At 67.7% G+C, this 22,485-nt stretch carries 19 protein-coding genes and 1 pseudogene; 4 read left to right on the top strand and 16 right to left on the bottom strand.

Annotation, left to right across the window (positions count from 1 at the left end; genetic code table 11):
* Positions 1–269 precede the first annotated feature (269 nt).
* The 16 genes from ftsZ to coq7 all read right to left on the bottom strand — a co-directional run bounded on the left by ftsZ (position 270) and on the right by coq7 (position 18,982).
* Positions 270–1,463: a cell division protein FtsZ gene (gene ftsZ / locus CF68_RS30065; protein ID WP_035826167.1), complete on the bottom strand. Its 1,194-nt coding sequence runs from the start codon at positions 1,461–1,463 to the stop codon at positions 270–272.
* Positions 1,464–1,642: 179 nt separating this feature from the next.
* Entirely contained in the window at positions 1,643–2,875 is a 1,233-nt protein-coding gene (gene ftsA, locus CF68_RS30060) for a cell division protein FtsA (protein ID WP_010814765.1), read from the bottom strand.
* Complete coding sequence (locus tag CF68_RS30055) at positions 2,872–3,786, bottom strand: cell division protein FtsQ/DivIB (protein WP_010814766.1); 915 nt, start codon at positions 3,784–3,786, stop codon at positions 2,872–2,874. Before CF68_RS30055 ends, ftsA begins: the two co-directional genes overlap by 4 nt.
* Positions 3,787–3,813: 27 nt before the next feature.
* Positions 3,814–4,797, bottom strand: coding sequence for a D-alanine--D-alanine ligase (locus CF68_RS30050; RefSeq protein WP_035826165.1), 984 nt, complete (start codon positions 4,795–4,797; stop codon positions 3,814–3,816).
* Positions 4,794–6,227 carry a UDP-N-acetylmuramate--L-alanine ligase gene (gene murC, locus CF68_RS30045; RefSeq protein ID WP_035826163.1) on the bottom strand — a complete coding sequence of 478 codons (1,434 nt, stop codon included), beginning with the start codon at positions 6,225–6,227 and terminating at the stop codon, positions 4,794–4,796. The genes CF68_RS30050 and murC overlap by 4 nt, the downstream gene beginning before the upstream one ends.
* Before the next feature lie 22 nt (positions 6,228–6,249).
* Positions 6,250–7,320 (bottom strand): undecaprenyldiphospho-muramoylpentapeptide beta-N-acetylglucosaminyltransferase, encoded by a 1,071-nt coding sequence (gene murG, locus CF68_RS30040; protein ID WP_035826159.1) that lies wholly within the window; start codon positions 7,318–7,320, stop codon positions 6,250–6,252.
* 100 nt (positions 7,321–7,420) lie between these two features.
* The gene (gene ftsW / locus CF68_RS30035; RefSeq protein WP_035826156.1) at positions 7,421–8,662 is read right to left on the bottom strand and encodes a putative lipid II flippase FtsW; all 1,242 of its coding nucleotides are present in this window, start codon (positions 8,660–8,662) and stop codon (positions 7,421–7,423) included.
* Positions 8,659–10,170 (bottom strand): UDP-N-acetylmuramoyl-L-alanine--D-glutamate ligase, encoded by a 1,512-nt coding sequence (gene murD, locus CF68_RS30030; RefSeq protein ID WP_035826154.1) that lies wholly within the window; start codon positions 10,168–10,170, stop codon positions 8,659–8,661. Before murD ends, ftsW begins: the two co-directional genes overlap by 4 nt.
* A 69-nt stretch (positions 10,171–10,239) precedes the next feature.
* Positions 10,240–11,409 (bottom strand): phospho-N-acetylmuramoyl-pentapeptide-transferase, encoded by a 1,170-nt coding sequence (gene mraY, locus CF68_RS30025; RefSeq protein WP_035826152.1) that lies wholly within the window; start codon positions 11,407–11,409, stop codon positions 10,240–10,242.
* Between the two features lie 13 nt (positions 11,410–11,422).
* Complete coding sequence (gene murF, locus CF68_RS30020; protein WP_035826150.1) at positions 11,423–12,823, bottom strand: UDP-N-acetylmuramoyl-tripeptide--D-alanyl-D-alanine ligase; 1,401 nt, start codon at positions 12,821–12,823, stop codon at positions 11,423–11,425.
* A complete protein-coding gene (locus CF68_RS30015; protein WP_035826146.1) occupies positions 12,820–14,382 on the bottom strand; it encodes a UDP-N-acetylmuramoyl-L-alanyl-D-glutamate--2,6-diaminopimelate ligase in 1,563 nt (520 codons plus the stop codon). The genes murF and CF68_RS30015 overlap by 4 nt, the downstream gene beginning before the upstream one ends.
* 135 nt (positions 14,383–14,517) lie before the next feature.
* On the bottom strand, positions 14,518–16,192 hold a 1,675-nt coding region (locus tag CF68_RS30010), incomplete at its 3' end, for a peptidoglycan D,D-transpeptidase FtsI family protein (RefSeq protein ID WP_369798925.1).
* On the bottom strand, positions 16,189–16,506 hold the full coding sequence (gene ftsL, locus CF68_RS30005; RefSeq protein WP_018310608.1) for a cell division protein FtsL: 318 nt from the start codon (positions 16,504–16,506) through the stop codon (positions 16,189–16,191). The genes CF68_RS30010 and ftsL, both read right to left, overlap by 4 nt.
* Positions 16,503–17,504, bottom strand: a complete 1,002-nt coding sequence (rsmH, locus tag CF68_RS30000) for a 16S rRNA (cytosine(1402)-N(4))-methyltransferase RsmH (RefSeq protein WP_035826143.1) — start codon at positions 17,502–17,504, stop codon at positions 16,503–16,505. The genes ftsL and rsmH overlap by 4 nt, the downstream gene beginning before the upstream one ends.
* Before the next feature lie 7 nt (positions 17,505–17,511).
* Entirely contained in the window at positions 17,512–17,940 is a 429-nt protein-coding gene (gene mraZ / locus CF68_RS29995) for a division/cell wall cluster transcriptional repressor MraZ (protein WP_013958082.1), read from the bottom strand.
* Positions 17,941–18,358: 418 nt separating this feature from the next.
* Complete coding sequence (coq7, locus tag CF68_RS29990; RefSeq protein WP_035826173.1) at positions 18,359–18,982, bottom strand: 2-polyprenyl-3-methyl-6-methoxy-1,4-benzoquinone monooxygenase; 624 nt, start codon at positions 18,980–18,982, stop codon at positions 18,359–18,361.
* Between the two features lie 336 nt (positions 18,983–19,318).
* Here coq7 and CF68_RS29985 point away from each other — a divergent pair, with 336 nt between their 5' ends.
* The 4 genes and pseudogenes from CF68_RS29985 to CF68_RS29970 form a co-directional block, all read left to right on the top strand.
* Positions 19,319–20,458, top strand: a complete 1,140-nt coding sequence (locus CF68_RS29985; RefSeq protein WP_035826141.1) for a porin — start codon at positions 19,319–19,321, stop codon at positions 20,456–20,458.
* 167 nt (positions 20,459–20,625) lie between these two features.
* Positions 20,626–21,627 (top strand): tripartite tricarboxylate transporter substrate binding protein, encoded by a 1,002-nt coding sequence (locus tag CF68_RS29980; protein ID WP_035826139.1) that lies wholly within the window; start codon positions 20,626–20,628, stop codon positions 21,625–21,627.
* A gap of 130 nt (positions 21,628–21,757) precedes the next feature.
* Positions 21,758–22,261, top strand: coding sequence for a MarR family winged helix-turn-helix transcriptional regulator (locus CF68_RS29975; protein ID WP_035826172.1), 504 nt, complete (start codon positions 21,758–21,760; stop codon positions 22,259–22,261).
* A pseudogene (locus CF68_RS29970) lies at positions 22,258–22,485 on the top strand (hypothetical protein); the annotation flags it as partial. The gene CF68_RS29975 and the pseudogene CF68_RS29970, both read left to right, overlap by 4 nt.

Here is a 22,485-nt window from a genome sequence, read left to right as displayed (position 1 = left end):
CGCACCTCTTGGGTGCGCCGCGCGGACGCTGATACATCCCGACCGGGAAGGCGGGAAACCAGTCCGGGGAGGCGGCCAGCGGCACGCCCGTCCCGGCAACGGGATGCGGGTGAAGCTCAGTCCGGCGCAGGCGCGGCGCCGCCAGCAGCCCGGCGGTTCACGTCAGTCCATGCAAGGCACGCGCGGATGGGGAGCGCACGTGCATCGCGACAAGGCGACGCGTTCCGTCAGGCGGCCGGTGGAGGCACCGATGCCGCGCCAGGCAGGGCTCAGTCTGCCTGCTTGCGCAGGAAGGCCGGGATGTCGTACGTATCCACACCCTTTTCCTGCAGCGCCGCCACGTGGGCCGACGCCGACTCACGCGAGCTGCGCCACACTGCCGGCGTATCCAGGTTGCTGTAGTCCGGCGAGCTGTGCGTGGCCGCGGCGGCGGTCATGTTGGCCATCATCTGCACCGGCATGTTGTCCGTGCCGGTCTTGAGCAGGGTCATCGGCTGTTGCTTCTTGGCCGAGCGGCCCAGGCCCGTGGCCACCACCGTCACGCGCAGCGCATCGCTCATCGAGTCGTCGTACACCGTACCGAAGATCACGGTCGCATCTTCCGCGGCGTAGCTGCGGATGGTGTTCATGACTTCCTTGGTTTCCGACAGCTTCAGCGAACGGCTGGCAGTGATGTTGACCAGCACGCCGCGCGCGCCGGACAGGTCCACGCCTTCCAGCAGCGGGCTGGCAACGGCCTGCTCGGCCGCCAGGCGGGCGCGGTCAACGCCCGACACGGTGGCCGTCCCCATCATGGCCTTGCCCTGCTCGCCCATCACCGTCTTCACGTCTTCGAAGTCGACGTTCACCAGGCCGTCAACGTTGATGATCTCGGCAATGCCGGCCACCGCGTTGTGCAGCACGTCGTCGGCGCACTGGAAGCACTTGTCCATCTCGGCGTCGTCGCCCATCACTTCGAAGAGCTTCTCGTTAAGCACCACGATCAGCGAGTCGACGCTCGATTCCAGCTCGCTGGAACCGTGTTCGGCCACCTTGGCGCGGCGCGCGCCTTCGAAGTCGAACGGCTTGCTGACCACGCCCACGGTCAGGATGCCCATCTCCTTGGCCACTTGCGCGACGATCGGCGCGGCGCCCGTGCCGGTGCCGCCGCCCATGCCGGCAGTGATGAAGACCATGTGCGCGCCGCGCAGGGAGTCGGCGATCTGCTCGCGGGCCTGGTCGGCACAACCGCGGCCGACTTCCGGCTTGGCGCCAGCGCCCAGGCCCGTATTGCCAAGCTGCAGCACGCGCGAAGCGCTCGAACGCTTGAGCGCCTGGGCATCGGTGTTCATGCAGATGAATTCGACGCCTTGCACGCCGCGGCTGATCATGTGCTGCACGGCGTTACCGCCCGCGCCGCCCACGCCGACCACCTTGATGATGGTGCCGTCCTGCACTTCCGTTTCGATCATGTCAAAGTCCATCACTGCCTCCGAGAAAAATCAGTCCCCAGACGATGCAGCCTCCCCGCCGCAACCCCTGGTTTCTGAACAAGAAACCAAAAAAAGAAAACCAGAAAACTTCCACTGAGCACACAGGCCTGTCCGGTAGACCGCCCTGCCTGCGCACCGTTGCATCTTCAGCGCGTCAATTTCCGCATTGATCAGAAATTGCCGACAAACCATTCCTTCATGCGGGTCCACACCTGCTTGACCGAGCCGCTCTGCACGGCCACCTTGCGTCCGCGCATGCGTTGCACGCGGCCTTCCAGCAGCAGGCCCATCACGGTCGCGTAGCGCGGGCTCTTCACCACCTCGTGCAGGTTGCCGCGGTACTCCGGCACGCCCACGCGCACGGGCTTGAGGAAGATGTCCTCGCCCAGCTCGACCATGCCCGGCATCATCGCGGTGCCACCGGTGATGACCACGCCGGACGACAACAGTTCTTCATAGCCCGACTCGCGCACCACCTGGTGCACCAGCGAGTACAGCTCTTCGATGCGCGGCTCGATCACCGCGGCCAGCGCCTGGCGGCTGAGCGTGCGCGTGCCGCGGTCGCCCACGCCGGGCACCTCGATCATGTCGTCCGGGTCGGCGATCGCCTGCTTGGCGATGCCGTACTGGATCTTGATGTCCTCGGCGTCGGGCGTCGGCGTGCGCAGCGCCATCGCAATGTCGTTGGTGATCTGGTCGCCGGCGATGGGGATCACGGCCGTATGCCGGATCGCGCCCTCGCTGAAGATGGCGATGTCGGTGGTGCCGCCGCCGATGTCGACCAGCACCACGCCCAGTTCCTTCTCGTCCTCGGTCAGCACCGCCAGGCTGGAAGCCAGCGGCTGCAGGATTAGGTCGTGCACTTCCAGGCCGCAGCGGCGCACGCACTTGACGATGTTCTGCGCGGCGCTGACCGCGCCGGTGACGATATGCACCTTCACTTCCAGGCGGATGCCGCTCATGCCGATGGGCTCGCGCACGTCTTCCTGGCCGTCGATGATGAATTCCTGCGTCAGGATGTGCAGGATCTGCTGGTCGGTCGGGATATTGACCGCCTTGGCGGTCTCGATCACGCGCGCCACGTCGGTCTGCGTGACCTCCTTGTCCTTGATCGCCACCATGCCGCTGGAGTTGAAGCTGCGGATGTGGCTGCCGGCAATGCCGGTGAAGACCTCTGAAATCTTGCAGTCGGCCATCAGCTCGGCCTCTTCCAGCGCCTTCTGGATCGACTGCACGGTGGCCTCGATATTGACCACGACCCCTTTCTTCAGACCCTTGGACTCTGACTGGCCCATCCCGATCACCTCGTAGCTGCCGTCGGGGCGCAGTTCTGCCACCACCGCCGCCACCTTCGAGGTGCCGATATCCAGACCGACCAACAGGTCCTTGTATTCCTTGCTCATCGGGTTTTCTCCGCGTTCTTGCTCTTCAGTCGCGTCGGATTGTTGTTGGAAGTACCTGAAACCGCTGCTGCCGCCGGCGCCGGCTTGGCCGCCTTCGCTGCCTTCGCCGCCTTCTCTGCCCTGACCGCCGCTGCGATCTGCGCCTCGGTCAGGAAGCGGGCATTGGCGGCGCGGATGGCAAAGCCGTTGGGATAACGCAGGTCGGCATACTCGATCTGGCTGCCCCATTGCTGGGTGACCTGCGGCCAGGCCGCGACGAAGCGCCGGACCCGCTGGTCCATCGCCACGCGATCCTCATCGTTCTGCTCGCGGCCCAGTTCGACCTCCATGCCGTTGGACAGCTTCGCGCGCCAGGCATAGCGGCCAGACAGGGCCACCGCCAGCGGCTCGGCCTTGAGCGGCTTGAACCACTGGCGCATGACCTCGAGCTTCTCGATCACGTCGCCCTCGCTGTCCGGCGGCCCGTCCAGCGCCAGCAGCTGTGCGTCTTCTTCCGCCTCGGCGGTGTTGGCGACAAAGACCTCGCCATAGGTATTGATCAGGCGCCCGCTGTCGGGCGTGCCCCAGGTGCCCAGTGCCTCGTGCTCCTCGACCTCGACCGCCAGGCCGTTGGGCCATTCGCGCCGCACGCTGGCGCGCCGCACCCAGGGCACCGACTCAAACGCCTGCCGGGCCGCGTTCAGGTCCAGCGTGAAGAAATTGCCGGTCAGCTTGCCCAGCGCGCTGGCACGCACGCTGGGCGCGTTCACGTGGCGCAGGGCGCCGCCGTCCAGCGGGCCGATCTCGACATGGGTGATGGCGAACACCGGCCGCTGCGCCAGCCACAGCAGACCTGCCGCGAGCGCCATCAGCACCACCAGCGCGTACAGCGCGGAGGCGATCAGGTTGAGCAGGCGTGCGTTATGCCACATGGTCCGGTGCGGTCCTGTTCGGTTGCGTTATTCGGGTTTCCAATGCTCGTTGGGATGCAGGTCCAGCGTGGCCGCGGCCACCACCTGCATCACGAAGTCCTCGTAGCTGATGCCAACCGCGCGCGCCGCCATCGGCACCAGCGAATGGCCGGTCATGCCGGGCGAGGTATTCATCTCGAGCAGGAAAGGCTTGCCGTCGGCGCGCAGCATCAGGTCGGCGCGCGCCCAGCCGCGGCATCCCAGCACGCGGTAGGACTGCACCGCCAGTGCCCGGACCTCGCGTTCGACTTCAGGATCCAGGCCCGACGGGCACAAGTACTGGGTATCGTCAGTAAAGTACTTATTTTGATAGTCGTAGTTGGCTTCGGGCGCAACAATGCGGATCACCGGCAGCGCTTCGGCGCTGTCGCCCTCGCCCACGATCGGGCAAGTCAGCTCGGCGCCGTCGATAAAGGTCTCGGCAATGACGTCGTTGTCCAGCGCCGCGGCCTTCTCGAACGCCGTGCGCATCTGGCCGGCGGCAGTGACCTTGGTCAGGCCGATCGACGAGCCCTCGCGCGCCGGCTTGACGATCAGCGGCAGGCCCAGGTCGGCCGCCACGGCATCAAAATCAGTATCCGCATGCAGCATGGCAAAGCGCGGCGTGGCCAGGTCATGGGTCATCCACAGGCGCTTGGTGGCCTGCTTGTCCATGGCCATGGCCGAAGCCAGCACGCCGCTGCCGGTGTACGGCACGCCCAGCTGCTCGAGCAGGCCCTGGATGGTGCCGTCCTCGCCGTAGCGGCCGTGCAGTGCGATAAAGACGCGGTCAAAGCCGGCCGCGGCCAGCTCGGCCACGCCCTGCAGGCCCGGGTCGAAGCCGTGCGCGTCCACGCCGCGCGACTGCAGCGCGGCCAGCACGCCGTTGCCTGACATCAGCGAGATCTCGCGTTCGGCCGAGCGCCCGCCCAGCAGCACGCCGACCTTGCCCAGCGACTTGGGATCGATATTGGGATGGGCGACGAAGCTCATGCCTGGCCTCCCTGCGTTGATTGCGTCGATTGCTGGTGCGACACCAGCTGCCCCGGCACGGCCCCGATCGAGCCCGCACCCATCGTCACGACCACATCGCCCGGCCGGACGGCATCCAGGATGGCCTGCGGCATTTCTTCCATCTGCTCCACGAAAACAGGTTCGACCTTGCCGGCCACGCGCAGCGCGCGGGTCAGCGCACGGCCGTCGGCGGCCACGATCGGGGCTTCGCCGGCGGCGTAGACCTCGGCCAGCAGCAGGGCATCGACGGTGCCCAGCACTTTGACGAAGTCTTCAAAGCAATCCCGCGTACGGGTAAAACGGTGCGGCTGGAACGCCAGCACCAGGCGGCGCCCCGGGAACGCGCCGCGCGCAGCGGCCAGCGTGGCCGCCATCTCCACCGGGTGGTGGCCGTAGTCGTCCACCAGGGTGAAGGTGCCGGCGCCGTCGGGCGTGGCCACCTCGCCGTAGCGCTGGAAGCGCCGGCCCACGCCGTGGAACTCGCGCAGTGCCTTGACGATGGCGGCATCGGGCACCTCCAGCTCGGTGGCGATGGCGATCGCCGCCAGCGCGTTCTGCACGTTGTGCAGGCCGGGCAGGTTCAGCACGATCTCCAGCGGCGGCTCGGCATGGCCGTTGAGCTGGCGCTGCACGGTGAAGTGCATCTGGCCGTCGACCGCGCGCGCGTCCACGGCGCGGATCTGGGCATCCTCGGCAAAGCCGTAGCGCACCACCGGCTTGGACACGAACGGCAGGATCTCGCGCACGTTGGGGTCATCCACGCACAGCACCGCGATGCCGTAGAACGGCAACCTCTGCGTGAATTCGATGAACGCCTGCTTGAGCCGGGCAAAATCATGCCCGTAGGTGTCCATGTGGTCGGCATCGATATTGGTAATGACCTCGATGACCGGGAACAGGTTCAGGAACGATGCGTCCGACTCGTCGGCCTCGGCCACGATGAAGTCGCCCGTGCCCAGGCGCGCGTTGGCGCCGGCCGAGTTCAGCCGGCCGCCGATCACGAAGGTCGGGTCGAGCCCGCCTTCGGCCAGCACCGACGCCACCAGGCTGGTGGTGGTGGTCTTGCCGTGCGTGCCGGCAATGGCCACGCCCTGCTTCAGGCGCATCAGTTCGGCCAGCATCACCGCGCGCGGCACCACCGGGATGCGCTTGCTGCGGGCGGCCAGCACTTCGGGGTTGTCGCCGCTGACGGCGGTCGATACCACCACCGCGTTGGCGCCGGTCACATTGGCCGCGTCATGCCCGTGCATGACCGTGGCGCCCAGCGAAGCCAGGCGCCGCGTGGCGGCATTGTTGCCCACGTCCGAGCCCGAGACCTTGTATCCCAGGTTCAGCAGGACCTCGGCGATGCCGCTCATGCCGGCCCCGCCGATGCCCACGAAGTGGATGTTCTTGACGATATGCTTCATTCGATTGCTGCTTAAATAGGCTTCAGTCCCTGGCCAGCTGACTGCAGATCTCGGCGACGCGCCGGGTTGCCTCAGGTTTGGCCAGTCCGCGCGCCAGGCGCGCCATGTCTTTCAGCTGCGGCCGGGTCAGGCTGGCGATGGTTTGCGCCAGCCCCTCGGCCGTCAGGTCTTTCTGCTGCACCAGCAGGGCCGCGCCCTGCTTCGACAAAAATTCCGCGTTGGTGGTCTGGTGATCGTCCACCGCATGCGGGAAGGGCACGAACATCGCCGCCACGCCCGCCGCGGCCACTTCCGACACCGTCATCGCGCCGGCGCGGCAGATCACCAGGTCCGCATCGGCGTAAGCGCGCGCCATGTCGTCGATAAACGGCAGGGTCTGCGCGGGCACCTGCGCTGCCGCGTAGTTGGCGCGCAGCGTGTCGATCTGCTTTGCGCCCGCCTGGTGCGTGACCACCGGGCGCTCGCCCTCGGGCAGCAGCGCGATGGCCTTGGGCACCACCTCATTCAGTGCCGCAGCGCCCAGGCTGCCGCCGACCACCAGGATGCGCAGCGGGCCGCTGCGCTGGTCATAGCGCGCTTCGGGCGCGTCCAGGTGCGCCAGTTCCTCGCGCACCGGGTTGCCAGTCCATTCGCCGCCGGGCAGCGTGTCCGGGAACGCGCACAGCACGCGGTCGGCCACCTTGGCCAGCACCTTGTTGGCCAGTCCGGCGATCGAGTTCTGCTCGTGCAGCACCAGCGGCCGCCCCAGCAGCGACGCCATCATGCCGGCCGGGAAGGTGATATAGCCGCCCATGCCCAGCACCACGCTCGGGCGCACCCGGCGCAGCGCGGCTATGCTCTGCCAGAATGCGCGCAGCAGGTTCAGCGGCAGCAGGAACTTGGTCACCAGGCCCTTGCCGCGCAGCCCGCCGAACTGGATGAACTCCATCGGGATGTCGTGCTTGGGCACCAGCGTGGCTTCCATGCCGGTGCGGTTGCCCAGCCAGACCACTTTCCAGCCTTGCTCGCGCAGCGCGTGCGCGACCGCCAGCCCCGGAAACACGTGTCCCCCGGTGCCGCCGGCCATCACGAGCAAGGTGCGCGGTGCGGTCATGCCTGCCCTCCGCGCGCAAGTCCGCGATTGTGATCGCACGCGCCGCGCGTGGCTTCACCCACATGCGGGATAGCGAGCATCGAAGTTTGATGCAGGGTGGTCATACCTTCCCTCCGCGCATCAATACTCGATTTTCGTAGTCGATCCGCAAGAGAATCGCCAACGCCACGCAGTTCATCAAGATCCCCGAGCCGCCATAGCTGACAAGCGGCAGCGTCAGCCCCTTGGTCGGCAGCAGGCCCAGGTTCACGCCCATATTGATAAAGGTCTGCCAGCCGATCCACACGCCGATGCCCTTGGCCACCAGGCCGGCAAAGGTGCGATCGAGCTGCAGCGCGGTGCGGCCGATATTGAAGGCGCGCCGCACCAGCCAGTAGAACAGCACGATCACTACCAGCACGCCGATAAAGCCGAATTCCTCGCCGATCACCGCCAGGATGAAGTCGGTATGGGCCTCGGGCAGGTAGTGCAGCTTCTCGATGCTGCCGCCCAGCCCCACCCCGGTCCATTCGCCGCGGCCGAAGGCGATCAGCGAGTGCGTCAGCTGGTAAGCCTTGCCCAGCGCGTTGCTCTCTTCCCACGGGTTCAGGTAGGCAAAGATCCGCTCGCGCCGCCAGGGCGAAGCCGTGATCAGCAGCGCGAACGCGCCGATTGCCACGCCCACCAGCCCGGCAAACAGCTTGCCGTTGATGCCGCCCAGGAACAGGATGCCCATCGCCACCGCGGCGATCACCAGGAACGCGCCCATGTCGGGCTCGAGCAGCAGCAGCATGCCCACCACCACCACCGCCACGCCCATCGGCAAAAAGCCCTTGGACACGGTCTGCATCCACTCCTGCTTGCGCACGGTGTAGTTGGCGGCGTACAGCACCACCGCCAGCTTCATCAGCTCGGACGGCTGGAAGTTCATCACGCCCAGCGGGATCCAGCGCCGCGCGCCGTTCACGCCCTTGCCGACGAACGGCACCAGCACGATCACCAGCAGGATCAGCGCGAAGATAAAGAGCTTGGGCGCGTAGCGGTCCCACACCTTGACCGGGATCTGGAACGACGCCAGCCCGACCGACAGCCCGATCCCCAGCGCGAACGCATGGCGCATCAGGAAGTGGCTCTCGCGGTAGTTGGCGTAGCGCGGCGAGTCCGGCAGCGCGATCGAGGCCGAATAGACCATCACCAGGCCGAGCGCGAGCAGCACGATCGACACCCACAGCATGGGCTGGTCGTACTCCATCATGCGCGAGCGGGTCGGCTTGACGCCCGACACGGCGTCGCGCAGGCCACCCCAGGCATTGCCGATGGTGGCGCCGATAAAGCCGCTGCGCTTGACCTGTGCTTCGCTCATGGCAGGATCCCCCGGGACAGCGCCAGTTCTTCCACTGCGCCGCGGAACACCTCGGCGCGATGCACGTAGTTGCGGAACATGTCGAGGCTGGCGCACGCCGGCGACAGCAGCACCACATCGCCGTTCTCGGCCAGTCCGGCAGCCTTGGTCACGGCCTCTTCCAGCGTGGCGGCGTCGACCAGGCTGGCACCGCTGCCCTGCAGTGCATCGCGCAGCTCACCCGCGGCGCGGCCGATCAGCACCACTGCGCGTGCGTACTGCGCCACCGGCGCGGCCAGCGGCGAGAAATCCTGGCCCTTGCCTTCGCCACCGGCGATCAGCACCACGCGCTTGTCCAGCCCCGACAGCGCGGCCACGGTGGCGCCGACATTGGTGCCCTTGCTGTCGTCGAAATACTCGACATCGTCGATGGTGGCAACCCACTCCACGCGGTGCGGCTCGCCGCGGTATTCGCGCAGGCCGTGCAGCAGTGCGTTCATCGGCAGGTCGATGGCACGGCACAGCGCCAGCGCGGCCATCGCGTTGGTGGCGTTGTGCATGCCGCGGATATGCAGCGCGTCGGCAGGCATCAGGCGCTTGTGGCGCACCGGCACGGCTTCCTGGACCACCTCGGCGGCCTTGCGGCGGCGCGGCTTGCCCTCCCCTTCCGCTTCCGAATCCGGTTCGGCCAGCACCAGCCAGGGCATGCCGCCCTCGCGCAGAATGCCGAAGCTTCCCGGCGTTTCCGGCAGGTCGGTGCCGAAGGTCAGCGGCGTGCGCCCGGGCCGCGCCATGTCCATGGTCAGGCGGTCGTTGCGGTTGAGCACCTGCACGCACTCGCTGCCAGCCGGCCCGAAGATGCGCGCCTTGGACGCGGCATAGGCTTCCATTGAGCCATGCCAGTCCAGGTGGTCCTGGGTGACGTTGAGCACAGTGGCCGCGGCGGGCGCCAGCGTGTGCGTGGTTTCCAGCTGGAAGCTGGACAGCTCAAGCACCCACACCTCCGGCAGCGATGCCGAGGCGATGCAGGCCGACAGCTTGTCCAGCGCCGACGGGCTGATATTGCCCGCCACCGCCACGCTCTTGCCGGCGCGCTCCACCAGCCGGCCGGTCAGCGCGGTGGTGGTGGTCTTGCCGTTGGTGCCGGTGATCGCCAGGATCTTCGGCGCGTAGCCGGACTCGGCCCCCAGGTGGCGCAGCGCGCGCACGAACAGCTCGATCTCGCCCCACACCGGGATGCCGCGCGCCTGCGCCGCGGCCAGCAGCGCGCCGGTGGCGGCTTCCAGCGGCGACAGGCCCGGGCTGATCGCGACCAGGCCGATGCCGTCGAGCAGGCTGTCGGCGAACGGGCCGCCGACGAATTCGGCCGAAGTCAGCTCGGCCTGCAGGAAGACAAGGTTGGCGGGCGCCTCGCGCGTGTCGGCCACGCGCACCGCGCAGCCGTTCAGGCCACACCAGCGCGCCATGGCCAGGCCCGACTCACCAAGGCCCAGTACCAGCACATGAGGTTTTTGCAGCTCGCCAAACACTTCGATTTCCTGCCTTTGGTTTCCTGTATCTATATAGAAAGCGCCGTCAGTCCCTGACCCGCGCAACCATTAACGCAACTTCAGCGTCGACAACCCGATCAGCACCAGCAGCATGGTGATGATCCAGAAGCGCACCGTGACCTGGGTTTCCTTCCAGCCGCCCAGCTCGAAATGGTGGTGCAGCGGCGCCATCCTGAAGAGCCGCCTGCCTTCGCCATAGCGGCGCTTGGTGATCTTGAACCACGTCACCTGCGCCATCACCGACAGGGTTTCCACCACGAAGATGCCGCCCATCACGAACAGCACGATCTCCTGGCGCACGATCACCGCCACGGTGCCGAGCGCGCCGCCCAGCGCCAGCGCGCCGACGTCGCCCATGAAGACCTGCGCCGGGTGCGCGTTGAACCAGAGGAAGGCCAGCCCCGCCCCGCCCAGCGCCGAGCAGAAGATCAGCAGCTCGCCCGCGCCCGGGATATGCGGGAACAGCAGGTACTTGCTGTAGACCGCACTGCCCATCACGTACGCAAACACACCCAGCCCGCTGCCGACCAGCACCACCGGCATGATCACCAGCCCGTCCAGGCCGTCGGTCAGGTTGACGGCGTTGCTCGAGCCCACGATCACCAGGTAGGTCAGCACAATGAAGCCGGCCACGCCCAGCGGGTAGCTGATCTCCTTGAAGAAAGGCACGATCAGGTTGGACTTGTACGGCATGTCCAGCGACAGCCCGCCCTCGACCCAGCTCAGGAACAGGTCCCACACCTTCACGTTGCTGCTTTCCGACACCGAGAACGCCAGGTAGACCGCGGCCACCAGGCCGATCAGCGTCTGCCAGAAGAATTTCTCGCGGCTCGACATGCCGCGCGGGTCGCGATACACCACCTTGCGGTAGTCGTCGACCCAGCCGATGGCGCCGTAGCCGAAGGTGACCAGCATCACCACCCAGATAAAACGGTTGCCCCAGTCGCACCACAGCAGCGTCGACACCGCGATCGAGACCAGCACCAGCACGCCGCCCATGGTCGGCGTGCCGGCCTTGACCAGGTGGGTCTGCGGGCCGATGGTGCGCACCGCCTGGCCGACCTTCAGCTCGGTCAGCTTGCGGATCACCCACGGACCAAACGCCAGCCCGATCAGAAGCGCGGTGAGGTTGGCCATCACCGCGCGGAAAGTCAGGTAGTTGACGACCCGGAGGAAGCTGTAGTCGTTTTGCAGCCACTGGGCCAGAGCCAATAACATCGTGTTGTCTTATTTAATGTGCGGAAGTGTCTGCGACCAGCGCCGCGACCATCCGTTCCATGCGCATGAAGCGCGATCCCTTCACCAGCACGGCGCCCACTTGCGCCACCATGCCCCTGCTGTCTTCCTCCAGCACCTTTACCAGTGCTTCCGCGCTGCCGAAATGCCGGCCGCCCGCGCCGAATGCCTGCACCGCATGCACGGCCAGTTCACCGGTCGCCCACAGCGTGCCAACGCCGCGCGCCTTGGCGTAGGCACCGATCTCTTCGTGGAATGCCGGGCCCTGGTCGCCCACTTCGCCCATGTCGCCCAGCACCAGTACGCGCGGCGCGGCAAAGCCGGCCAGCACGTCGATGGCGGCGCGCATGGAGTCGGGGTTGGCGTTGTATGTGTCGTCGATGACGACCGTCCCACCCGGCGTGTACTTGACCTGCAGCCGGCCCTTGACCGCCTGGAACCCGGCCAGGCCCCGCTGGATCGCCGGCACGTGCACCCCCGCGGCCAGCGCGCAGGCGATGGCGGCCAGCGCGTTGCGCACGTTGTGCTCTCCCAGCAGCGCCAGGCGCACGTCGAAGGCATGGCCAGGCGCGCGTACCTGCATCAGCTGTGCGCCGTCGACCAGCGTCACGGTGGCGTGCACATCGGCCCGCTGCGAGGTGCCGAACGACAGCGCGCGGCGCGCGCCCGCGGCATTGCGCCACACCGGCGCGTGGGCGCCGCCGCTTTCCGCGTCGAGCGGGTACACCGCCACGCCGTTGGCAGGCAGCGCCGCAATCGCGGCAGCGTGCTCGTGGGCGACGGCTTCCACGCTGACCATGAACTCCTGGTGCTCGCGCTGCGCGTTGGTGATCACCGCCACGGTGGGCTGGGCGATGCCGGCCAGGTAGACCGTCTCGCCCGGATGGTTCATGCCGAGCTCCAGCACCGCCAGCTTGTGCGTGGCGCGCAGGCGCAGCACCGTCAGCGGCAGGCCGATATCGTTGTTCAGGTTGCCGCCGGTGGCCAGGCGCTGGTCCCCGCCCACCGCCGCGGCAAAGATGGCCGCGATCATTTCCTTGACCGTGGTCTTGCCGTTGCTGCCGGTCACCGCCACCGCCGGCAGCGTGAACTGGCGGCGCCAGCCGGCGCCCAGTTCGCCCAGCGCAATGCGCGTGTCCGGCGCGACGATGGCCGGCACGCCGGCATCGACCTCGCGGCTCACCAGCACGGCGACAGCGCCGCGCGCCACCACGTCGGCGATGAAGTCATGCGCGTCGAAGCGCTCGCCCTTGAGGGCGACGAACAGGTCGCCGGGCTCGACGCTGCGGCTGTCGGTATGCACGCGCGAAAACTTCACGGCGCCGTCGCCGCAAACGCGCGCGCCGGCGATCCAGCCGGCGGCTTGCTGCAAGGTGGTCATTGGGGTCTGGCTCATGCCGATACTCCACGGGTGGCAAGCGCCAGTCGTACATGTTCGCGATCGGAGAACGGGCGCTTGCGGCCCTGGATCTCCTGGGTGGCCTCATGGCCCTTGCCCGCCACCAGCACCACGTCGGCCGGTGCTGCGTGCTTGACGGCATAGAGGATGGCGGCGGCGCGGTCTTCGATCTGGCGCGCGCGCGCGCGCTCGGCCATGCCGTCGGCAATGGCGTCCAGGATGTCTTGCGGGTCTTCGCTGCGCGGGTTGTCGCTGGTCAGGATGACCTCGTCGGCCTCGCGCTCGGCCACCGCGCCCATCAGCGGGCGCTTGATCGGGTCGCGGTCGCCGCCGCAGCCGAACACGCACCACAGGCGGCCGTTGCGCGCCTGCGCCACCGGGCGCAGCGCGGCCAGCGTCTGCGCCAGCGCGTCCGGCGTATGGGCGTAGTCGACCACGGCCAGCGGCGCATCCGGGCCGCCGGCGGCACCGAACAACTCCATGCGCCCTTCGACCGGCGTCAGCGCGCGCAGCGCGGCGATGGCCGCGTCCCACGCCACGCCGTTGGCGAGCGCCGCACCCAGCACCGCCAGCAGGTTGCTGACGTTGAAGGCGCCGATCATCGGCGTGGCCATCTCGGCGCTGCCGAAGCTGCCGTCGATATGGAAGGCGGTGCCGGTGGGCGTGGCGCGCACGTTGGTAGCGCGCAGCCATTCGCCGCGCGGGCTGCGCAGCGTGGCCGCGCCGGGGCCATCGATGCCGTATTCGATCACGTGCGGCGCGCCGATGGCGGCGGCATCCGCGGCCAGCAGGCGCTGGCCCATGGCGTCGTCGCGGTTGACCACCGCGGTGCGCAGGCCGTCCCAGCGGAACAGGCTCTCCTTGGCGGCCTCGTACTCGGCCATCGAGCCGTGGTAGTCAAGGTGGTCCTGGGTCAGGTTGGTCAGCACCGCCACCGAGAAATGCGTGCCGGCCACGCGCTCCTGCTCCAGCCCGTGCGAGGACACCTCCATCGCCACGGCGCGCGCGCCGGCGTCGTGCAGGGACGCCAGGCTGGCCTGAAGCTGCACCGCGTCGGGCGTGGTGAAGCCGGTAGCCTGCAGCGCGCCCGGGAAGCCGGTGCCCAGCGTGCCGATGGTCGCGCAGGGCGTGCCGGCGGCCTGCAGCACCCGTGCCAGCCACTGGCTGCACGAGGTCTTGCCGTTGGTGCCGGTAATGCCGGTCACGGCCAGGCCGCGCACCGGGTTGCCGTGCCAGCCGGCGGCGATCGGGCCGGCCAGCTGGTGCAGGCGGATCACCGCCAGGTGCGGCACGACGTCGCCGAAGGGCCAGTCGAAGCCGTCGGCCTCATAGACGATGGCCCCCGCGCCGGCGGCGATCGCCTGGGCGATATAGGGCCGGCCGTCGCTGGCCAGGCGCGCGTTGCCGAGCACGTAAGCGAAGAACACATCGCCGCGCGCCAGGCGCCGGGTATCTCCGGTCAGCTGCGCGGCGGCGGCCACGTTGGTACGCAGCCAGGCCAGCGCGTTGCTGGCCTGGGCGGCGACCTCGAGCGGGAGCAGTGGCTTGGCCGTCATTGGGTCGAGCTCCACGGTTCGCTCTCCTGCACTTTGTCGCTGACCACCAGCTGGCGGATCGGCGAGTCGGGCTGCACATTCAGTGCGCGCAGCGTGCCGCCGGTGATGGCCGCGAACGCCGGGCCGGCCACCANNCCCCCGGGCCGCCGTAGTGGCTGCCCGCGGTGGGCTCGTCCACGCTGACGGCCACGATGATGCGCGGATTCGACATCGGCGCCAGGCCGATGAACGAGGCGCGGTACTTGCTGCGGTTATAGCCGCGGCCCTCATGCTTGTAGGCGGTGCCGGTCTTGCCGCCGACGCGGTAGCCCATCACCTGCGCCTCGGGGGCGGTGCCGCCAGGCGCGGTCACGGTCTCCATCATGGCGCGCACGTCGCGGGCCACCTGGGGCGACAGGATGCGCTCGCCGGTGGCGGGGCCGCTGGTGCGGAACATCGACACCGGGATCAGCTCGCCGTCATGCGCGAAGATGGTGTAGGCATGCGCCATCTGGAACAGCGAAACCGACAGGCCGTAGCCGTATGACATGGTGGCCTGCTCGATCGGGCGCCAGCTCTTGAACGGACGCACGCGGCCGGCCACGGCGCCGGGGAAGCCGATCTTGGGCGCCTGGCCGAGGCCGATGCTGGTGTACATGTCCCACATTTCCTGCGGCTTCATCATCATCGCGATCTTGGTCGTGCCGATGTTGCTCGACTTCTGGATCACGCCGCTCACCGTCAGCGCCCCGTAGTTGTGGGTATCGCTGATGGTGGCGCCTTCGAAGTTGTACTTGCCGGTGGTGGTGATCACCGTGGACGGCGTCACGCGCTTGAGCTGCAGCGCCAGGCCGACCGTGATCGGCTTCATCATCGAGCCCGGCTCGAAGGTATCGGTCAGCACACGGTTGCGCAGCTGCTCGCCGGACAGCCGGGTACGGTCGTTGGGGTTGTAGGTGGGCCAGTTGGCCAGCGCCAGCACTTCGCCGGTCTGGGCGTCGAGCACCACCGCGCTGGCGGCCTTGGCCTTGTGCTTTTCGACCACGGCCTTGAGCTCGTTATAGGCCAGGTACTGGATCTTGGCGTCGATCGACAGCTGGATGTCCTCGCCGTCGCGCGGGGTCTTCAGCACGCCGACGTCCTCGACCACGCGGCCCAGGCGGTCCTTGATCACCTGGCGCGCGCCGGCGCGGCCGGCCAGGCCGGGCTCACGCGCCAGTTCCACGCCTTCCTGGCCGCGGTCTTCCACGTTGGTAAAGCCGACGATGTGGGCCATCGCCTCGCCTTCCGGGTAGAAGCGCTTGTATTCGCGGGTCTGGTGGATGCCTTCGATCTTCAGCGCGGCGATCTTGTCGGCGACGTCAGGCAGCACCTGGCGCTTCAGGTAGACGAAGCCCTTGTCCTCGGACAGCTTCTTGCCCAGGTCTTTCTCGGACATGCCGAGCAACCTGGCCAGCTGGCGGATCTTGGCGGCCTCGACCTGGTTGGGCACGTCCTCGGGCACCGCCCAGACGGCCTTGACCGGCAGGCTGGTGGCCAGCACCAGGCCGTTGCGGTCCAGGATCTTGCCGCGCGTGGCCGGCAGCTCCAGCGTGCGCTGGAAGCGCTTCTTGCCCTCGGCCTCGTAGAACTGGTTGCCGGGGCCCTGGATCCAGGCCGCGCGCAAGGCCAGCGCGCCGAAGGCCGCGAACATCAGGAACACCACCAGCTTGGAGCGCCACATCGGCAGGCGCAGGCCCAGCACCGGGCTGGCCGAGAACTGGCCGCTGCGCGGGCGGGAGGCGGTGCCGTTGCGGTCACGGCGGGGCGGGTTGGGACGGGCCATGCTCATCGGCGCGCCTCCGCGGCACTGGCCGGCGCCGCCTCGGCAGGCGGCGGCAGCACGATGCCGGACAGGTACTGGGTCTTGCCGGGGTTGACCGGCGCCATCTTCAGCTGCGCGCGCGCCGCGTCGGCGATGCGCGCGCTCTTGCCCAGCGCGCTCTGCTGGTACTGCAGGCGCGACCAGTCGATATCGAGCTGCTTCTCTTCAGCCTGGGCCCGCTCCAGCGCGACGAACAGCGTGCGCGCCTGGTGCTGCGCGCTCACCAGCGACAGCGCGCACAGGATCAGCGCGGCGAGCAGGAAGAAGGTCAGGCGGTTCATGCGCGTGCGCCTCCGCCCGCAGGGGTCGCGGCAGGGGCCAGCTTCTCGGCCACGCGCATCACGGCCGAGCGCGCGCGCGGGTTGGCGGCCACCTCTTCAGTGCCCGGCTTGTAGCGGCCGAGCAGGCGCAGCGTCGGTTGTGGCAGGTCGGCCGCGCGCAGCGGCGCGCGGCGCAGCGCCGGGTCGGCATCCTGCTGGGGACGGGCGTGCGCCGCCATGAACCGCTTGACGATGCGGTCCTCCAGCGAGTGGAAGCTGATCACCACCAGGCGCCCTCCGACCTGCAGCAGTTCATACGCCGCCTTCAGCCCTCTTTCGAGGTCCTCAAGCTCTTGATTGACGTGAATCCGTAGAGCCTGAAAGGTGCGGGTCGCAGGGTCCTGACCCTTCTCGCGTGTCTTGACGGCTTTCGCCACGAGCGCGGCAAGGTCGGCAGTAGTGGCGATGGGTCCGCCATCGCCGGGTTCGCTCCGGCGAGCAACAATCGCCTTTGCAATCTGTACAGCAAACCGTTCTTCCCCATAGTCTCGTATCACCCTGGCAATGTCCTGCTCATCCGCCTGCGCCAGCCACTGCGCGGCAGTGATGCCGTGCGTGGTGTCCATGCGCATGTCCAGCGGGCCCTCGAAACGAAAGGAAAACCCCCTCGCCGCCTCGTCGATCTGGGGCGAGCTGATCCCCAGGTCGAGCAGCACGCCAGCGACGTGGCCGCGCCCCGACAGGCGCTCGGCCATGGCCGCAAAGCTCGCGTGCTCAATGGAGAAGCGGGCATCCTTGATGGTGCCCGCTTCTGCGATTGCTGCTGGGTCCTTGTCGAATGCAACCAGGGCCCCGTCTGGCCCCAGCCGGGCCAGCACCGCCCGGCTGTGCCCTCCCCTGCCGAAGGTGCCGTCGACATAGACCCCGTCGGGCCGCCAGACCAAGGCGTCGACGGCCTCGTCCAGCAGCACGGTGCGATGGCGCAGGGCGGGGGTTGCCGGCGTTCCGGTAGGACTCATGACCTCGTCAGAAAGAGAAATTCTTCAATGCTTCGGGCATGCCCTGCGCCATCGCCTGCTGTTCCTTGGCGGCGTAGGTCGCGGCATCCCACACTTCGAAATGGCTGCCCATGCCGAGCAGCATGACTTCCTTGTCGAGCAAGGCGGCACTGCGCAGTTCCGGGGCGATCAGCACCCGACCCGCGCCGTCCATTTCCACGTCGGCGGCGTTGCCCAGGAAGATGCGCTTCCACCAGTGCGCATCCATCGGCAGCGCTGCAATGCGCGTGCGGAAGGTTTCCCACTCGGGCCGGGGAAACAGCAACAGGCAGCCATCCGGGTGCTTGGTCAGCGTCACCCGGCCCTCGGCCTGCTGTTGCAGCGCCTCGCGGTGCCGGGATGGAATGGACATCCGCCCCTTGGCATCCAGCGAGAGTGCCGATGCTCCCTGAAACAAGCTTGCTCCCGGTCCATGCCGGCCGGTTGTCGGCCAGCATGCGCGTGAATCCCTTCTGTTCCGACTATGGCGACATCATCCCACGGCCGGGGCCCAATTTCACACAAAAATACACTTCCTCACACTATTTCCCACTTTAGAGGAAGCGATATGGCGGGTCAAGGCTGGTTGCAGAGCAGCAAACGAGTTTTTTTGAATCAGAACAATGACTTAGCGCGCACACTTCACGCACCCAAAAAGTGAATCCTTAATGAAATGAAGATCTTAGGGAGGAAAGCCGAGAAACCACCTGAGAACCACTTGCGGAGGAACTGCCGGCGGCACGGGAAAGACCTGCCCCGTCGCGCGAAGGAAGGATACAACAATTGCCCGCCAGCCCCGCCGGAACCAGGGCCGGCGCGGGGCAGGCAGGGCCGGCTCAGATCCGGTAGGCGGCGGTGGTCATCACGCGCGAGGCGCCGCGCATCAGCGCCCGCACCGGGGCGGGCAACGGGATCCCGCCGGCATCGCGCGCGGCGTCGCCGTGGCGGATCTCGTCGTCGCGCATCTGCTCAAGGATGGCGCGCGAGCGGCCGTCGGCCTCGGGCAGGCGGTCCAGGTGCCCGCCCAGGTGGTGCTCGACCTGGCGCTCGGTCTCGGCGACGAAGCCCAGGCTGACACGGTCGCCAGCGCGGCCAGCCACCCAGCCGATGGCGAAGGCGCCGGCGTACCACAGCGGGTTGAGCAGGCTCGGGCGCGAGCCCAGCTCCCGCAGGCGCTCGGCGCACCAGGCCAGGTGGTCTTCCTCTTCGCGCGCGGCGGCATCCATCTGCGCGCGCACCGCGCCGTCGCGCGCGGTGAGCTTCTGGGCCTGGTACAGGGCCTGCGCGCAGACCTCGCCGACATGGTTGATGCGCATCAGCCCGGCCACGTGGCGGCGTTCATCGGCGCTCATCTGTTCGGTGTCCGGCGCCAGCCGGTCAGCCGGGTTGGCGCGCGCGGTGCGCGTGGCGCCGGCAATGGCGCGCAATGCCACGTCGAATTCTTTGATCAGGGTGTCCATGTCGCAGAGGCAGTTGGTCTTCGTTCCCGGCAGTCCCTGCCATCGTGGGGTGCGCAGCCGCGGCGCGGCACGCGCAGGGGCCATCGGGATTACCCGCATTGTAGCTTGCCTCTAATCGGCGCTAGCCCGCATCCTGCCTTGCATTGATGCGCCCGGCTACTCAGAAACCCTGAGTTGTTAAAAGAAGACAAGGGGGGTTGGCCTGACTAGTGAATTAAGGGTTGTTTGTTACAGTACTTCGCAACTTCCAAGGAAGTTTGACGCACGGGGGATGGAGACCAACAGGAGGTTCTCCCGGGCCGTCACCAATAATTCTTACAGTGGAGATCAACGAGCATGAAGAAATCGCTTCTGGCGCTGGCAGCGCTTGGCGCATTTGCTGGGGCGGCGCAGGCCCAATCGAGCGTCACGCTCTACGGTGTGGTGGATGCCAACATCGAGTACGTGAGCAATATGTCGAGCGTCACGCCGTCGGCGGCCAACGGATTTGCGACCGGCCCGTCGGAGAACCTCTTCCGCATGTCGTCCGGCGGCCTGTCCGGTTCGCGTTGGGGCCTGCGTGGCGTGGAAGACCTGGGCAGCGGCCTGAAGGCACTGTTCGTGATGGAAAGCGGTTTCGGCCTGGACGACGGGCGCTCGCAGCAAGGCGGCCGCCTGTTCGGTCGTCAGGCTTATGTCGGCCTGGAAAGCGCCCAGGTGGGCCGCGTGACCTTCGGTCGCCAGTACACCTCGCTGTTTGACATGATGGCCAATTTTTCGCCGACCGGCTATGCCACCCAGTACGAGCCGGTGGTCGCTCAACTGGGCCTGAACTTCCGTTCGGACAACACCGCCAAGTACACCGGCAAGTTCGGCCCGGTGACCGCGGTCGCGCACTGGTCGTTCGGTAACGGCGTTGCCGGCGGTGGCGAAGTCGCCGGCCAGTTCCGCCGCGACACCGGGTACGGTGCCGGCGTGTCGTGGTCAGCCGGCCCGTTCGGCATCAGCGGCGCCTATGACCAGTACAACCCGACCCTGAACGCCGCCGGCGGCACCGGCGAATTCAAGAAAGCCGCGGTCGCTGCCAGCTATGCCTTCGGTCCGGCCAAGCTGATGGCTGGCTATCGCTGGGGCATGAGCAAGCATGTGAACGACAATACGATCCTGAAGGATAACTACTACTGGGTCGGTGCCAACTACCAGGTCACGTCGGCACTGGGCCTGACGCTGGCGTACTACTACGACGACGTCAAGAACTTCAACCCGGCCGCCGCCACCACCAACGTCACCAACAACATCAAGAACCCCTGGCAGATTTCGTTCGTCGCCGACTACAACCTGTCCAAGCGTACCGACATCTACCTGACCACGGCCTTCTCGAAGAACGCCGGCCTGAACTTCGACACCTCGGCGATCAGCTTCGCCAATGGTTACTTCCTGGGTACCGGCGAAGACAAGATGATTGGCGCCGCCATCGGCATCCGCCACAAGTTCTAAGCAAATCCCGCTCGAACTGGAAAGGCACCCCCGGGTGCCTTTTTTCATTGGCACGGCCTCACACCCATAGGGCATCACCTCATCGGCGCCACCCCGGCCGCCGACTAGAATGCACAGACCATAGCCGCCACCGGACACACGAGCGGCGCCCATCTGGAGACCTACCCATGCAAGCCAATCGCCGGCGCGCCGTCGCGCTGCTGCTGTCCGCCAGCCTTGCCGCGCTCGCCAGCCAGTCGGCGCTGGCCGCCGACCCGTACCCGGCCAAGCCGATCCGGCTGGTGGTGCCCTTTGCCGCCGGCGGCACCACCGACATCCTGGCCCGCGCCGTGGCCGCGGAGCTGGCCAGGCTGCCGGGCTGGAACGTGGTGGTCGACAACAAGCCCGGTGCCGGCGGCAATATCGGCGCGGATATCGTCGCCAAGGCCGCGCCGGACGGCTACACGCTGCTGATGGGCACCGTGGGCACCCATGGCATCAACCAGTCGTTGTACGGCAAGCTGCCGTTCGATCCGATCAAGGACTTCGCCCCGATCACCGAGGTGGCGGCCGTGCCCAACGTGCTGGTGCTGAACCCGGTGTTTGCGCAGCAGAACAAGATCAACAGCGTCAAGGACCTGATCGCCTACGCGCGTGCCAACCCCGGCAAGATCAACATGGCCTCCAGCGGCAATGGCACGTCGATCCACCTGGCCGGGGAGTTGTTCAAGACGCAGACCCGGACCTTCATGGTCCACTTCCCGTACAAGGGCAGCGGGCCGGCGCTGACGGACCTGGCCGGGGGCACCATGCAGGTGATGTTCGACAACCTGCCGTCGTCGATGGCGCTGATCAAGAGCGGCAAGCTCAAGGCGCTGGCGGTGACCAGCGCCAGGCCGTCGCCGGCGCTGCCGGGCGTGCCGACCATTGCCCAGGCCGCGGGCCTGCCGCAGTATGAAGCCAGCTCCTGGTTCGGCATGCTGGCGCCCGCCGGCACGCCGCCGGACGTCATCCACCGCATCCAGCAGGAAGTGGCCAAGGCGCTGAATGCCCCGGCCGTGCGCGAACGCCTGCAGGCGCAGGGCGCCGAGCCTGTCGGCAACACGCCGGAGCAGTTCGCCGCGTTCATCCGCGCCGAAACCGCCAAGTGGGCCAAGGTGGTCAAGGATTCCGGCGCCAAGGTGGATTGACGCCGATTTGATCGCCGGCAGGGCGGCGGCGCGTATCGCGCATATACTTGAGGCATCAAATGTCGGCTGCCCGCCCCGCGGGCGGCCCCTGGCGGCTGCGGCCGCACACCTGCGCACCGATGCACTGAAGATGCCAAACCCGTCCCCTGCCGCCGGCGCCGAAAGCGCGCCGGTCGACCTTGAAACCCGCGCCGACCAGACCGAGCACGAAGCCCTGCGGCTGTGGTTGCGGCTGCTGACCTGCACCACCCTGATCGAGGGCGATATCCGTTCGCGGCTGCGCCAGGATTTTGCCTGCACGCTGCCGCGCTTCGACCTGATGGCGCAGCTCGACCGCCATCCGGAAGGCCTGAAGATGGGCGAGCTGTCCCGCCGCATGATGGTGACCGGCGGCAACGTCACCGGCATCACCGACCAGCTGCAGCAGGAAGGCCTGGTCTCGCGCGAGGCCCTGCCCACTGACCGCCGTGCCTACCTGATCCGCCTGACCCCGGCCGGGCGCGCCGCGTTCTCGCGCATGGCGCGCGCGCATGAGGACTGGATCGGGCAACTGTTCTCGAGCCTGGCCGAGACCGACCGGCGCGCCCTGTTCCGACTGCTTGGCCGGCTCAAGACCGGCCTGATCTCGCCATGAAGACCCTGCCCTACCTTGTCCTGTGCGGCCTGCTGCCGGTGCTGGCTGCCTGCAGCAGCACGCCGCAGCCGCCGCAGGTCACTCCGGTGAACGCCACCATCAAGCTTGGCCGCGTCACCGAGAGGACGTTCCTGACCCGCCTGGACGTGGCCCAGGTGCCCCCGTACTACGGCGGCGGCACGAGCGTCGGCGTGGGTGCCGCGGGTGGCGGCGGGGGTGGCGGC

The sequence above is a fragment of the Cupriavidus sp. SK-4 genome, from assembly GCF_000611125.1.
GTDB classification, from domain to species: domain Bacteria; phylum Pseudomonadota; class Gammaproteobacteria; order Burkholderiales; family Burkholderiaceae; genus Cupriavidus; species Cupriavidus necator.
This window is presented reverse-complemented; position numbering and strand designations above follow the sequence as displayed.